At 45.7% G+C, this 14,651-nt stretch carries 14 protein-coding genes and 1 pseudogene; 10 read left to right on the top strand and 5 right to left on the bottom strand.

The window, feature by feature from the left end; genetic code table 11:
• Positions 1-10 precede the first annotated feature (10 nt).
• The 4 genes from KNP71_RS12625 to KNP71_RS12610 form a co-directional block, all read right to left on the bottom strand.
• Positions 11-1,699, bottom strand: a complete 1,689-nt coding sequence (locus KNP71_RS12625; RefSeq protein ID WP_214830833.1) for a hypothetical protein — start codon at positions 1,697-1,699, stop codon at positions 11-13.
• A complete protein-coding gene (locus KNP71_RS12620) occupies positions 1,680-2,534 on the bottom strand; it encodes a hypothetical protein (RefSeq protein ID WP_214830832.1) in 855 nt (284 codons plus the stop codon). The genes KNP71_RS12625 and KNP71_RS12620 overlap by 20 nt, the downstream gene beginning before the upstream one ends.
• A 350-nt stretch (positions 2,535-2,884) precedes the next feature.
• Positions 2,885-3,373, bottom strand: a complete 489-nt coding sequence (locus KNP71_RS12615) for a hypothetical protein (RefSeq protein ID WP_214830831.1) — start codon at positions 3,371-3,373, stop codon at positions 2,885-2,887.
• 198 nt (positions 3,374-3,571) lie between these two features.
• Positions 3,572-4,375: a PDDEXK family nuclease gene (locus KNP71_RS12610; protein ID WP_214830830.1), complete on the bottom strand. Its 804-nt coding sequence runs from the start codon at positions 4,373-4,375 to the stop codon at positions 3,572-3,574.
• A gap of 238 nt (positions 4,376-4,613) precedes the next feature.
• Between KNP71_RS12610 and KNP71_RS12605 the strand changes: the two genes are divergently transcribed.
• The 8 genes from KNP71_RS12605 to KNP71_RS12570 all read left to right on the top strand — a co-directional run bounded on the left by KNP71_RS12605 (position 4,614) and on the right by KNP71_RS12570 (position 12,707).
• Positions 4,614-6,050: a hypothetical protein gene (locus tag KNP71_RS12605; RefSeq protein ID WP_214762909.1), complete on the top strand. Its 1,437-nt coding sequence runs from the start codon at positions 4,614-4,616 to the stop codon at positions 6,048-6,050.
• Between the two features lie 813 nt (positions 6,051-6,863).
• Positions 6,864-7,931 carry a hypothetical protein gene (locus KNP71_RS12600; protein ID WP_214830828.1) on the top strand — a complete coding sequence of 356 codons (1,068 nt, stop codon included), beginning with the start codon at positions 6,864-6,866 and terminating at the stop codon, positions 7,929-7,931.
• Between the two features lie 707 nt (positions 7,932-8,638).
• The gene (locus KNP71_RS12595) at positions 8,639-9,421 is read left to right on the top strand and encodes a ParA family protein (protein WP_214830826.1); all 783 of its coding nucleotides are present in this window, start codon (positions 8,639-8,641) and stop codon (positions 9,419-9,421) included.
• On the top strand, positions 9,418-10,107 hold the full coding sequence (locus KNP71_RS12590; protein WP_214830825.1) for a hypothetical protein: 690 nt from the start codon (positions 9,418-9,420) through the stop codon (positions 10,105-10,107). Before KNP71_RS12595 ends, KNP71_RS12590 begins: the two co-directional genes overlap by 4 nt.
• Positions 10,104-10,880 (top strand): ParA family protein, encoded by a 777-nt coding sequence (locus KNP71_RS12585; protein ID WP_214830823.1) that lies wholly within the window; start codon positions 10,104-10,106, stop codon positions 10,878-10,880. Before KNP71_RS12590 ends, KNP71_RS12585 begins: the two co-directional genes overlap by 4 nt.
• Complete coding sequence (locus KNP71_RS12580) at positions 10,877-11,680, top strand: hypothetical protein (protein WP_214830821.1); 804 nt, start codon at positions 10,877-10,879, stop codon at positions 11,678-11,680. Before KNP71_RS12585 ends, KNP71_RS12580 begins: the two co-directional genes overlap by 4 nt.
• Before the next feature lie 86 nt (positions 11,681-11,766).
• Positions 11,767-12,324, top strand: a complete 558-nt coding sequence (locus tag KNP71_RS12575; RefSeq protein WP_214830819.1) for a DUF6036 family nucleotidyltransferase — start codon at positions 11,767-11,769, stop codon at positions 12,322-12,324.
• A gap of 32 nt (positions 12,325-12,356) precedes the next feature.
• Positions 12,357-12,707, top strand: coding sequence for a hypothetical protein (locus tag KNP71_RS12570; protein ID WP_214830817.1), 351 nt, complete (start codon positions 12,357-12,359; stop codon positions 12,705-12,707).
• Positions 12,708-12,894: 187 nt separating this feature from the next.
• Here KNP71_RS12570 and KNP71_RS12565 read toward each other — a convergent pair whose 3' ends face one another.
• Positions 12,895-13,641 carry a hypothetical protein gene (locus KNP71_RS12565; RefSeq protein ID WP_214830815.1) on the bottom strand — a complete coding sequence of 249 codons (747 nt, stop codon included), beginning with the start codon at positions 13,639-13,641 and terminating at the stop codon, positions 12,895-12,897.
• 302 nt (positions 13,642-13,943) lie between these two features.
• On the opposite strand from KNP71_RS12565, the gene KNP71_RS12560 reads away from it, so the two are divergent.
• Together KNP71_RS12560 and KNP71_RS12555 are read left to right on the top strand one after the other, a co-directional pair.
• Positions 13,944-14,198, top strand: coding sequence for a hypothetical protein (locus tag KNP71_RS12560; protein WP_214830813.1), 255 nt, complete (start codon positions 13,944-13,946; stop codon positions 14,196-14,198).
• A gap of 87 nt (positions 14,199-14,285) precedes the next feature.
• A pseudogene (locus KNP71_RS12555) lies at positions 14,286-14,456 on the top strand (family 1 glycosylhydrolase); the annotation flags it as partial.
• Positions 14,457-14,651: the final 195 nt, after the last annotated feature.

Raw genomic sequence — 14,651 nt, 5'->3', positions numbered from 1 at the left:
TAGTTCAACGTTAATTCTGATTCTCTGCAAATATTTTTTCCTTTTCTTTCGATAGTTCTTTCAAGCCGTCCCGTAGAAGCGAGGAATCTTTTTTGGTCGCCCCCATTTTCTTCTCTATTCTCTTCCAATCTATCACAAGTGAATATAACAATTGGTCTATATGACTCTCGATTTCTGACTGTTTCTTCCCACCTTTTCGAAGGGGCTCTCGAGAAGAGACGAAAACAATCCCTGCGAAAATATCATTCCGTTGGATTTTCTCAAATACGACGATATAGTCTTTCTTAGACGTTCTTCCCATCTCATTCACTACAAGACCGATTGGCCAACCTACTCCATGTGATTCTAGTAATCCGTCCTGCTCAATCAGATCCATTGTGATTTTGAGTAAAACTACCGGATCTCTGTCATTTCTGTTCCAAAGCATGGATTGGACGTAAGTTAAAGTACCTAAAAAGAGATTCAAGCGTTTTTTGTCCCAGTCTTTCGACTTCAACGAGGAAATCACCAACCCGAACATATACCGGTCAAACTGATTCAATGTATAGGAACGATTACTTATCAGTTGGACCAAATTGGTGAGATGAAGACGCGCAGAGGATTGATCTAACACCTCGGGAGCCTGGTACACTTCATCTTTGGCCCTTGTCTTCCCTTTGTTCATCAGTAAGGTCTCTCGGCCGATACCAGCCCATGTTTTTGCGCGTCTCCTCATGCCCTCCTCGTATTCGTCTTTCTCCTCAACCGTCATCTCCCTCTGTCCTTTCTGCCCGATTATGGCAATGGTATAGCGTGGCTTGATTGTGAGGCTCTCGAGCCCTTCCTCGTTCAACATGCGCTCCACCGGTTTTCGATTTCTAGTGTCATAATACTTCAAAAACACTTCTTCCATCTGATTCGATAATTCAACGACCTTCTCGAAATATAGTGTGAAAGCTTTCAAACATAGCTTGGCTGCGTGAACATCGTTTATATTTTTCAAATCACTCATGCCTTTGAATCCATACCAAAACTCTCGTTCGATGGTTTTTTGGTAAAGGTTCGCCTCATCTAAGATTTCTTCTTTCACGGTCTCGATTTTCTCGTTGGCCCCGATGTCGGCCCAGAACAGTTCTTCGAATCGTTTCTCTGTCTTGAATATGAGTGGCGCCAATTCAACTCCAAGCATTGTCTTCAGAAAAGTAGCATACTCTCCAAGCTTCGGGTTTCCTGACTTATACAACGTCAAAGAGATTCGATCAAGCAAATTATAACGGATTATTTTATAAGGTTCGATGACAAGTAGCTTCGTATATAGGAGAAGACGCAGTTCAAGCGGCAAGAAACTGATTTCTCTGGACAGGTTGATTTGGAACCGTCCGTGATAGTAAGGGACCAGCTCCTCTGTTACCGTCTCAAGCAATTCCTCATTGTACGTGATTCTTTCTGTGAATGATTCCTCAATGGCTCTTACCAATGCCGATTCATAAGCATCAAGTTTCTCTTTCAAGAGGTTCTCGAACTCATGCATCCGATTGTTCGCTATATATCTTAATGTGAGAAGGTCGTCAACAATCTCGTTGTCTTGCATCTGTCCAAGGTCGATTTTTTTGTACAGGAATTTCTTTCGTTCTTTCCCCTCGAGACGATGGGACATATCTTCCACATCCTGGGTAAACCGGGTCAATAATACTGACTTTTCATTGATTTGCTGCATCATCCATCTTCCCCTTTAACTGTTGTGTGATTTCTTTGAATACGATATCTATGTTCTGGCCGCTCACTTGCAACAACCGTTCCCTAGGAATCTTGCTAGTGAGCTTATAGAAGGCAGCATGGGTGGCCCTCGTCCCCATGAACACGAAAAGGTCGTGTTGGGTGCTGAAATTGGATAAATCTATCGACGAGTATTGGGTGATGCTGTGGAGGTTGTATCTATTCTTATATTTGTTGACGGAGGCTTCGTCATATGGCGTCTGTAAAAAGAACGCTACTCTCTTGTCGAAGAGGGAAACCTTGACCCTTGTCTCTTCATCGATTCGATATAGTTTTATGAGTTCTTCTTTTAAACCGTCATGTTCTGTCCCTTTGTCCTGAACATCATCCATGGTCGTTGTCAGGCTCGAGTTCTTCAAAGAAAGTTTCTGCGTCCTTTCCCAGGTCTCTTTTTCAATCAAAACCATCTCCGAATTATCTAGCTCCCTCAATAGATGGAGCTCCCCGTTCAAAAGAAAGTGTGCCCAGGTATGTATGGGCCTTTCTTTCCACCTGCTCTTTAATTGATTGATGTCCAGGTTTTGAAAGTCTCTTTGGAAGGACCCATACCATTCTGAGATGGCCTCGTAGACCAAAGTCCATTGTCCGGAATTGACCAGGTTATTTTTCAACCCATTTACATACTCGACCGTCGTCATCCGGAAATTCTTCTTGTGTATCTTATCCAGGTGTCGTCCACCGGTTCCTTCTTCCACGATGTAGCCCACGGCGTCAAGGGCGTACCCTCTATCGGTTGGAGACAACTCGATGAGGTTGACGAACATTTTGCTCGCTTCCATCCTGACCCTCCTTTCACTTCGATGTTTCACATCCTTCAGATGCAGTATTGAAACAATTCTCTCTTTGTCCTAGATTCCCTGCCAACGGGGCTCATCATCGAATCTTTCTCGTCCTCTATTTTCATCTGTTTAACAAACATCAAATTCAGATCGAGCTTGCCCGTTGCCGTACCATACCTTGTGTCCATCTGGAAATGTCCATGGTCTCGTTTCGGACGCAACGGTCTATATGTATCTGCTTGACGAGTTGTTCACCAAGCAGCCCCGGTTAGAAAGTGTGCGCCGGCGCACACTTTCTAACCGGGGCTTATTTCAAATCACACCTTATAAAGGTAAGACAGATAGGCATCCTAGGTCACGAATACCATATCCATGTCTGGCGCCAGATAAAATGATGTTCGGTTCACCAAGATGACGAGACCCTCACGGTCGAACGGTCTGCCATGAAGGTCAGACAACTCGTCGCACATATCCGTCAGCTGTGCATGTGGAGACACCCCCATCAAACTGTACATCAATGCTTGGGGAAGGTCTCGGCTCACCCCTCTGATGAAGAGATAGGTATCACCGACCTTCACATGAGAGATTTTACCTGGCCTTCTCAATACCCCCTCATACAACTTCTCATCGAACCCGTATTCCCCGAGCGGGTCATAGTCGAGAAGTTCTGTGAGCCGCTCGATCGTATAGAAGCGACCTACTTCCATCTCGTTAAAGACCAACGCCTGAAAAGATTCCAATAGTTTGGTGGTTATGCCCGCACGGACGAGTGCCCGCTCTGTGATGAAAAGGCCGGGCTCGATTTCGATGATTCTCCAACCGACCCTCATCTTCGCCATCATTCTGGACGCATAAGGATGAGACAAGACCGGCGTATCCTTCATCTTGAAATAGTCGCCACCCAAGATGACGTGCTCGATATACGACCTGCTGTCCAGGTGCTTCCTGGCTAAGATGTATGGTGAGGATATCCGATACCCTACACGCTCTACAAGGCGCTTGCTGATGGATTCGATGCCGAATCCCGGGATGACCTCTCAACAGGCTGCCACGAACGTCTCCGGGGTATAGGCCTCCTCCTTAAGCATCCTTTTAAGGGAGTCTATCGTGGCTCCCTCTATTCCATCGTCGATTGACTCCATGTCTCGTAGGACATTTATTTCATCCCGTCTGGCCTCGAAGAGCGGGTTGACGATCCCACTCACGTATTTCGCGTTCAGCCAGATACCTTGCTTGGTGATCATCTGTCCGTCAGGTAGAAGGGTGACATCGTTCTTGTTGTTCGCTTTCGGCCGGATATGTATCATCTTATACGCCGCCTGGCCCGGAAGATTGTTCTTCGTGATCATTTTCTTCCCGTGAGAGGCCTCCCACATCGGGACCCCTTCTCTCAGTATCTTTGTCACCGTATGCCAATAAGATTTCAAACCCTCCACCTCTTTTTGAGGCAGTTTCCAAAGAACGGGACCGAGAAAGAACACATCTCCCACCTTGTTCTCACCAAAGACCATGAATAGGAAGGTCGAACCGCCGAGACATCGCATGATTGCACTGTTTTCCCAGTCCGTCTCGACCCACTCGAGAAAATCGATTTCCTCGAGGACAGTGTTCTGTTTGGAAGTGCCCTTTTTATTGAGATTGACAAACTTCATTAACAGTCGTCCGTCGACATCTCCTTCCCACAGCTCTATCGCATCGCTATGACGATCGATGAGCCGTTTCGTTATATTGGAGGTCTTCGCCTTGCTCTCGTTGAGATCAGGGTTGAGACCGACATCCCACGACAGCATCTTGGCCCCTTTCCCAATATATGTGTCAAACGCCTTAAGATGTACGCTCATAACTTCCCTCACTCCTTACATTTATTGAGTCACGGCCTACTTATAAGCCATTTTTAGGGAGTATTCTAACAAAACCCTACACTAGGATTATAATTCAATTTCACCTCTCATCATATTAGAAAAAAGTGTGCGCCGGCGCACACTTTTACTTATGGTATTTGAAATAATTATAGGGTATCAAATTTAAAGGTTCCCCTTAGGGACGTGTGCTATATTTAGGGGAGAAGAGGTGATCAGCATGGAGAACCAATCGAACTCCAACAGCCGCTCCCAGCAACTCATCATTTCGCAAGCGGTCAATTCAATCAAACAGCACGGCATGGAGGACATCCTCCACGAGGCGGCGATTTACGACATAAACGGCTTCGTGGCGTCGCTCTATCAGGAACACTACGCCCTTGAGAACATCGAGAACGCCTATAAAAAGATCCGCTATTATTCCTTCATGAAGTTGAAGCGTCGCTGGGTCAAGACGGCAATCCGTAACTATCAAGAGGGACGTGGATATAACAAGGAGCTGCGGGCACAACATGACATGATCTCGGCCTATTTGAAGGTGGCTGGCCCCGAAGGCCTCTATAGAGAGTTTCACGTGAAGTCTGTCGAGGACTATATGCAGCTCTGCATCACAAAGATCCAGGAATGGGCCGAGGATCCGAACCGATTACTCCACACATATCCTTACTGGTCGCAGAAGACCCTCAATCAAAAGACGTCCACGTTGAAGACCGACGTGCTGATGGTCCTAGGGGAGGTGGCCAAAGAGATCGATCTGACGCAACGGGTCGCGCACCACTCGCCGACATTGGCCGTCGACATCCCGTTCTTCGGCATGTCGGACCGTATCAAGAACAAGACGGACCACCTCGACGAGAGGTTGAACGATGCCTCGCAGCTCAACCTCGACCTGTTGAATTATGAGTCCGTCGTCCCCAAGTACAAGGAGGGCGTCCCGCATAACCTTTCCGTCCTGGTCAGCAAGGAGTTCATCCAAGAGTTGAACGGCAAGGTCCCTGACCTCGACTCGAAGGATTTCGAGGCCTTCACCGAGATTCTCTCTTACCGCGACATCTCGTTCCAGACGAGCCGGAAAATCATCTTCCCGTTGGTCCGGCTGGTGGAGAAGCTGTATGCCAACAAGAGCGGGAAGAGTTATGATTTGACGACGAAGCGGTTGATGAAGCTCGGCTATTATCGGGTCGCCGGGCATAACGATGAAGGGGACTTCTTCATCCGCGGGCTCTTCTCATCCGTCACCATCAGGAACGCCACGACACTGGCCGATAGCCAGGTGGTCGTCACGGTCACCGAGGAGGTCTATGATGACCTGCTCAAACAGCAGATCGTCAGCATATACGGGGAACAGATCGAACAGTTGACAGGGAGCTTCGCCTATCATTTGGCATTCGTCCTACAAAAAGAACGTATGGCCTCCATCCAGTCGGGGGAGGAGAACCCGGTCCGGCGACATTGGCGTCAGTTCACCTATTCGATCCGCTTCAACAAGTCACGTAAGTCAGAGAACCTGATGGAGCTCGAGGCGAACCTCGACCGCATCAAAGAGCACGAGTTCATCTTGAAGGACTGGCACCGCTCCGGTGATTATTATTTCTTCACGTTCTATCCGCTCGAGTCGTGGGAGATGTTGAACCACAATGACACCTTGTTGCTTTGACAGAGACGTACATCCCAGGAAGCCCTTTGCAAAAGGGGCTTCTTTTTGTTGATATGGCGGCCGAATATGTTCCACATGGAACATTATATGCCCTGGGCAAGTCATAGGACAGCCATGGACCAGCATCGTCCATCGCACCAAGATGACATCCTGGGAGATTTGGGGGTGAACGGCCTTATAATGTCGCGTTTGTTCTAAAGTGATCTGTACAATCCGTACTGAGACACATTTTAGATGAATTTGGTCGCAAGTCATCGTACCGAAACCGCACTTCCATAGAATTTGGTCGCAAATCGTCGTACTGAAACGACATCCTCTTCAATTTGGTCGCAAACCATCGTACCAGAACGACACTTTCTTTGATTTGGTCGCGAATCGTCGTACCAGAACGACATATATGGGCAAATCGATAGAATTTCAAAAAAAAAATTAAGTACCCGTTTCTTCAATTTGGTCGCGAATCGTCGTACCGAAACCGCATTTTGTTCGATTTTGGCCGTCAATCATCGTACCGAGACGACACTTAAGTCAATTTGGTCGCAAATCTTCGTACTGAAACGACATAATCTATGTTTTCGTGATGAAAATTCAAGCCGAATATAGCCTGAAATCGCTTCATCAGGCCGTTCGTGTCAATTTGGTCGCAAACCGTCGTACTGAAACGACACTCTTTTCCTCTCTAAAAATGGCTCAACACCAATGTTTATTTAAATTTGGTCGCAAATCGTCGTACTGAAACCGCACTTTGACACCCATTGGAAATAACAAGATACTAAAACTAGCATATTTTAGGATAGGGGAGGTGTAGGAGAGATGATCGGTAAGAATCGCCATGTTTTGATCGCGAATAAGCTTCTAGTCGCGATGAGCGGACTGACACGTTGGACTAAACGACAGGATCACTATCGTTATGAGCAGCATCATTATAACATTCCGGCCTGTTTCACGGCCTTCAAATGGACCAAGTCTCGAATCCGCCATATTCTCTCTATTCTCGCCTACGCTGACGACCAAGGGAAGATTGAATTTATCGAGGACCACATGGTCGCGGATTTTGCATGCACGTCGATCCGCTCCCTACATAATAACTTAAAAACATTTGAACAGAATGGTCTTATGACGGTCGTCCGTCACTTCCCAGGAGTGATCTCAATCCAATTGACGGATTACCTTGAAAACTATCGTGATTTGTTTGTAGACGGTGCTGTGGTCATTTCGAAGACCGGGTATACGTCTGTTTGGCACGGCCTCTTGTCCGAATTGATCGCACTCGATAATGTGAACACGCTGCGACTCGCGCTACGGACAATCGTCCAGGTCGAAAAAGACGTTCATGTCCAGTCAAATGAACAGGCCATCCTCACCTACGATGAGATCAAAGGATTCCTTCCTAAATACTGTGGCCATAAACTCGCCATCCAAAAGATGATGTCTGGTCTCAAATTCCTTCAAGTGTCGCTTGTTGAAGACAGTAAGCATTTCTTAAATATGGTCAAACAGAACATCTCACTCAAGAAACGAGTCCAAGACGCCACACGACCGCTCTTACTTGAAGTGCAACTATCAGCTGCGCAAGACAGTAAGCAGATCAAAGAGAAAGACCGCACTGAAGTTCAGCTCGTTTGGTTTGAAATGCGCAAGCGAGTAGGGGAGTTCTTCGAATTTGACACTCTCAAAGTCAACCGTGACTCACTCTTCTCGATGAGCGATACTTTCGGGGCCGAGACGTTCAAACAGGTCGTCGAAGAGTTAAAACAGGCATTCCTACACCATCGTGAGGACTTGGTCCACTCGAGCACCCATAAGCTGTTCTTTGAGGAGCCCATCTTCTATCTCCATCAACGACTAAAAGAGAACCAGGCAAAATCGGCTATCGCATGATGGTCTATTTGTCATGTTTATTTTTGAAAATATATATGAAAATCACCCATTCTTGCAGGGGTTTTCGTCTGTTTGTATTGTTTCCCATTCGTTCTAAGTCATCATTGCATACTGAATCTGCATTTTTTACTTTTAAGAAAAAAATCAAACCAAGCAGTTAAGTAATCAAAGATTTGCTGAATTAAATCCTCTCTTATTTTTTAATTTTCAAATTAGAGTTGAAAAAAAATGAACCTTTGTGAACGAAACGATGGTCCTTTTGAAATTTCTCTTTTCACTTAACCAGTCAGAACGCTTGATATGACTGGCTCGAGAGACCTTCTTCTTTTTCTAATTCTATTAATCTTTATTTAACTCTCTCTAATCTATTTATATTTTTTTAACTCAGAAGAATATGGTTTTTATCTCTTCTTCTATTATTTAAATCATGTCCAGATATACGATGTCTTTCTTCTATGATAAGAGATCTTAAAGTCCAGCTTACCGTATGACTTCAACTTTCTATAAATCATTAGTAGTGCAAATAACAGCCTGTATACAATTCGACGTCGAAACGTATACATTGATTTCTCATAGTCAATTTTTGTATACAACTTAAATTCGTAATTGTATACATAATAATTATGGATTTACTATCGTCTTTGCGGTTTTTGTGTTGTAAGGAATAAGAGATTGTGGCATGATATGAGTGAGAAAGGAGAGAGCAGATGAACATACTCACGTTTTACATATCGAAAGGTGGGTCAGGGAAGACGACCTGTTCTTTGAATATGGCTTATGCATTAGGTGAGCTAGGACAACGGGTCTTGATCATTGATTTAGATCCTCAAGGCTCGCTCAGCAAGCTGATGTTAAAAGAGTCCGACACAATCAAGTACATGACGATGTTTGATGTACATACCCGTAATCTTGATATCAGAGAAGTCCTGTTTGATGACGAAACGTATCACGTGAGTCTTCTCCCTTCGAATGAACGAAATGCCAGGTTGATCAATCTAATCTCCGAGCAAGACAAGCTCTTCCTATTAAAAGACATGATTGCACCGCTCGAGGAGGAGTTTGATTGGATCATCCTAGACTCGGTCCCATCGATCAATGAACTCTCGAAAGTCGTGCTTTCGACGTCAAACATGACGGTCATCCCGTTCATGCCGAAGAAGCTCGTGTTCGACCAACTTGCGAGTACGGTCCGGACGGTCCAAAAAGTGAAGAAGTTCTACAACCCAGACCTCGTCATCACAGGTATTCTTCCTGTCGCGATGGATGCCTCTTTTAAGGCGGATAAAGAGTATCACGAAGCGATGGAAGTCATCGCGAAGGAAGAGTCACTAGATATCCTTCCGATGATCAAGCGATCCACCTTCATCGAGAAAGCTGCCGATAGTGGAAAGAGTGTCATTCAGTACCGCTCCAAAGAAGCGAAGGTACTCGCTGAACCGTTTCGACTATTGGCCAAACAAGTCGTCGAACAAGCAGGTGAGATATCATGAAGGCACGGAACCGTAATATTCATAAAATCAAACCGAGTGAGCAGCACCCGTATCAAAGCGGTTTGACGAATATCAGCGCGCTCGTCCAAAAACTTCCGGTCTCTAAAGAAGTCGAGGACCTTGTTCATGAAATCAATGAGCTCTCAAAAGTTCAAACGATTTCAGTATTCGAGATCGGGAAACGGCTCGTCATCGCCCGTTCTGAGATGCATGACAAAAAAGAATGGATGGGGTTCCTCGAGGCCGTATCGATGTCGAGTTCGCTTGCATCTAGGTACGTAAAAGCCTATGAGACGTTACATCCACTCGAAGCATCGATTGCGAGCCTCCCGGCTTCCAAGCTGTTTGAATTGATGTATCTTGATAACGTCGAAGAGGTCGTCGAACAGGGACTCTATATTGATGGAGAGTCGCGAAGCGTCGACGAGTTGACGGTCAAACAGATTCGAGCGGCCCGTAAGACCCGTGAATCTGTGCAACAGGTCAAAGTCAGCCCGTTTCAAAAAACAAAGAAACCATCTGCCGTCCTTTCCGCACGAATCCCGTCCGACCTGTCCGATCAGTTCCAACAGTATGCACATGCCCAAAATCGGAGTGTGAGTGAGCTGTTGACGGAAATTATCGAGCGGACCGTGAACGACAATATCATCGACGTCACAGACGAGAATCGAGGAGACGAATCATGAAGAAAATCGCATTGTACAATCGAAAGGGCGGCGTCGGGAAGTCGACGACGACCATCAATTTGGCTCATGCTTATGCTCGTGACGGATTACGTGTCCTCGTCATCGACGCGGACGACCAGGCGTCTTCGACGAATGGGCTCGGTCTGACAAACGATTATGAAGGCAAGGTCTTACTCGATTGCCTCCTTGAAGAGAATGATCCATTCTATACACCAATCGAACAGGTGATCGTGACGTGCGAGTATGAGACGGGAACGGTCTATCTTGTCCCGACAAGGCGCTCAGCTTCCCCGAGTGACCTGACAAGCCAGATCGGGTATGAGTATCGCCTCAGCGAAGAACTTACCAAAATCGACGAATTGTTTGATATCTGTTTGATTGACTGTCCAGGATCGACTTCGGCGCTCAACCCATACGCTCGCTGCGCACTTGTCGCGCAGGACCGGATTGTGATGCCTGTCCAGATGCAGAAGTTCTCGATGGATGCCGTTTACTCGGCACCTGAAGAACTAGAAGAGATGAAACGATTCCGGGAAGACATCCATATCGCTGCCTTCATCCCGACGATGGTGAGTGCCCGCTCGAAAGGGGACGTCACGACAGTCGAAGAACTTGAAGAACTCGGGAAAGAAGTCGGTATTCCGGTTTTGACGACGATTCCTTATGCGGTGAAGGTTCAGACATTACAGCGAGAGTCTCGTCCTGTCATCGATCACAAGAGCCCAGCGACCGACGCCTATCTACAACTCGCCGAGGAGGTATTGTCGTTATGACACGCAACCGAAAGAAACATACACCTAAGATCTCGACGTTCAGTGCCAACCTTCCGGTGAATCAGAATCAACAAGCGACAGATAGCCGTACGGAACAAGTCGAGGCCGTGAAAGAATTCTCGGCAACGACGACCGTATCGAACCCTTATCAGGCCCTGCCGGCGACGGGACTGTCACGCATCATCACGAAGAAGCTTCCCGAAGATATGGATGGAATCGTTCAGTACTATAACCATATCGATGCAATTCAAGCGACCAGTTTTGTCGAGAAATGTCGAATACTTGCTCATGCGAATAGCTTATTTCGTGATCCGGAGACCAAAAAAGAGTTCCAGAAAGAACAAGGAACGTGGAAAGACTTCTTAAACAAAATTGGGATGTCACATCCTCAAGTCAGTCGCTTCGTCTCATTTTGGAATACGTTTGGTCCGAATATCTTACAGAAGACGCTCGAGCAAGATTTCAGCGCGACGAAACTTGCTGAGTTGTTGTCGTGGCCAGAAGATCCAAAGCTCGCGCTACTCGAGAATAAGAAGTACTACACAGCTTCGGGAGACAAGACGGTGTACGAGATGACACGTGAAGAACTCCGTGAAGTGAAACGGATGTTGATTGAACGTCAGGAACAACGTGTGCTCGAAGTCGAAACTAAATCTATGAAACCAATGCGTGTACAGATTCGTTTTGCTGATTTGACAGATCCTTTATACGTTGGATTAACACAAGCCGCGCAAAAAGAACATGTGTCAGAAGATGAGATTATCCGGCGGGCTCTCAGTGCCTATTTAAATACGAATTAAATTGAGAGATGTGAAATACATCATGGCCCACGAAGACTCCTAACATACCGGATCAGAGTGGGTCATTTTCATTAGGAGGGACATACATGACTTACTCCAATCAATACAAAGACGTTGAGAGTATTATCGATACCTTGCTCGTTCTTGATACGTTTTGCGCCTCAAGAGACATCGAAGTCGAGTTTGTCGTGGTTGGCGCATCAGGGATTCTTCTCTTCATTGAAATGATGAATAAAGATGCCGAGTATCGTCCGACGCGAGATATTGATATTCGCGTGACGAAAGGTGTTGTGACACCTGAATTGAAAGAAGCACTTCATGAATATGAAATTGAAATTGTCGAAGGGGTGATTCAGTTCCCACCCCGTGAAGACTTTAGAGAAAATGAATTTCGACATAAGATTGAAGGTCTGTTCGAGGCGATTGATGTGTATATCCCCGACATTGAACTCTTAGCATGTACCAAGATCTTTTCCTCTCGCCAAAAGGATTTAGAGGATCTCGAAAAGACGAACCTATTGGCACTTTGCGATAAAGACAAACTTCTCGAACTTGTAGAGGAATATAAAGCGAACATGACGTGGGACGATCCGTTTTGTAACGTGCACGACTTGAGTCGAATTTTTCAGGAAAAGGGTATATAATAAATCAAAAGAACAGTAGAGGAGGGTGACCGATGACGGACAGTAATCATGTACTTTTGCAAAGCGAGCTAGCGGATGAACTGAATCGTATGCAGGCAGGTGGGACAAGCTATCGCTTAGAGACGGCTCAATTGGCCCTGGCATTAAGTCGTCATGTATCGGTCCCTGAATCGCTACGTGACCGAGAAATGGCTCGCCAGTATGTTCGATCTTCACTCCTTGATTTACAGGACGACCGGGCAGAGGATGTGGCAAAAATGCTTAGTATGGCAGCACGGCGTGCCTACAACACTCCTGAAAGTACGTTCTCGGTAGATATGAAAGTGAAATTAGAAGAAAAGCGTAATCGATTCAAGATGCGTGGATTGCGGGTGAAATCTTAATTGGACCAAGTGGAGTCATTTTTATACTCTCATGAGGTTATGATTCTACGCATGAAGGAAGAATCTCTGGTCAAATCATTGAACATGTATCAGACGATTTCCCCAAACCGTTAAATCCTTTCTTTGTAAAAAATATAAGGGTACTAGATTCAGTCACTGGTTGACTCAATCTAGTACCCTTTTCGTATCATTGTTTATTTTGTTGGGTGTTTCGCTCCCGCAGGACCGCGAGCTCGACCTGTTCCTGTAACCGGTTCTCGAACGCCTCTTTTTCACGACGGAGGAGCTGCACTTCCAAGTGAAGTTTTTGGTTCTCCTCTTCGAGTTGGTCGCTTCGTCGCGTTCGTGCCTTCAACTCGTCAAGCGTGTCCATCAGGTTCTGGTTTTGACGATTGAGCTGGCTGCGCTCTAGCTCGAGCTTCTTGACGTCTTCTTCTAAGTTAAAGACCAACTTCTTCTGGGTCTTCAGTTCCTCTTTGAAAGAAGCACGTTCGGTCTCGAGGGCGTCCTGAGCGTTCTGTTTTTCGGCGAACAGGAGCTCCACTTGATGTTGAAGTGGAATTAATTCCTGGTCGTGGGCCGCGACTTGACGCTCATAGTCCTCTTTGAGCTGTTCCGACTCTATGATGATGCTTTGCTCAAGGTCATGAATCGTCTTTTGATAGCGCGAACGGATCCGTTCGTGCTCCTTTGTTTGAAGCTCGAGCCGCGTGGCACGTTCATTGAAAAGGGCCAGCACCTGATTCAGTGCCGCTTGGAGAGCATCGTTCTCCTCACTGATCAATGGATCTGGCACCTGTTTATCAGCCAAGGTGATCAGTTCTTCAAACAATTGATTTGTCGACAGTTGCCGCTGTTCCGACAACCGTTGGATGTGTTCTTTTACCTCTTGGGAGACTCGAAAAGAGGTCACTTTGGTTTCATTCGACTGCACAGCATTCACCACTTTACCATTTGATAGTTTTCTCGTTTGAACGCATATGGACTCGCATTCATCTCACTTCCATTTTCGCGTATTTACTACGTAAACACAAGACGAGGCATTGCTGACAAGCCTAATTCGTTTCGACGTCGAAATGTATACAGTGAATGAGTACGGGTTGTCCGGTTTTGTATTAAAGCCGTTCTTATCATCCGTCAAAATCTATGAATCTTCTTTCAACTCGAACTCGTAAGTATATAAACTCGTGAGTACGAGCGCACTCTCGCAATCAAAAAAGGATGGGGTGTGTCATTGTGAATAAACTTAAAGTCTTCTCAACTCTATTTACCACGGTATTTATCATGTTGAGCGTATTCTTTGCTCTGACGACAGAATTAAATGTCTTTTTGGGTGGAGCTTTGGTGGGGGTAAGTGTACTCATCAGTGGCCATCTGGCAGAACGATTGTTTAAACGCTTCGAACATGAGACGGTCTCTCCTCCGACAGTCATTTTCTCATACGTGCTCCTGTTGGTGGTCGTTGCTTACTTTATCGGACTATACTCATAAATTCCGTCAAACGGACCAGGTTCATAAAAATGAACTTGGTCCGTATTTAATATGTACAACCATTATAAGATGATGGAGAGCTTATGATGGGGATGCATCGAACCGATTTCATTCACGACAGGAGAGATGAAAAAACGCTACGGATTTATTTATGTGGACCGTAATAATGACGGGAAGGGGACGCTCAATCGCTATCGAAAAGATTCGTACGAGTGGTATCGTCACGTCATTCTAACGAATAGGAAGAGTCTTCGTTAAAGAGAGATGAGATATCAAACAAGTGAGATATCTCTATTGTGAATAAGCTCCATATAAAACCCGCACTGGCGAACCAGTGCGGGTTTTATAATCGGATTCAATCGATTTTGTTAACTGAACAATAGTTATATTGTAAATTTTAAATTATTTTAGTTCTTATTAAAAATGAAAAAAACTCATAATTTGTTTACTAAA

Origin of the sequence: Exiguobacterium sp. s56 (assembly GCF_018618255.1) — a bacterium.
Classification (GTDB): domain Bacteria; phylum Bacillota; class Bacilli; order Exiguobacteriales; family Exiguobacteriaceae; genus Exiguobacterium; species Exiguobacterium chiriqhucha.
Note: the sequence above shows the minus strand (reverse complement) of the source record. Positions and strands in the feature narration are given on the sequence as shown.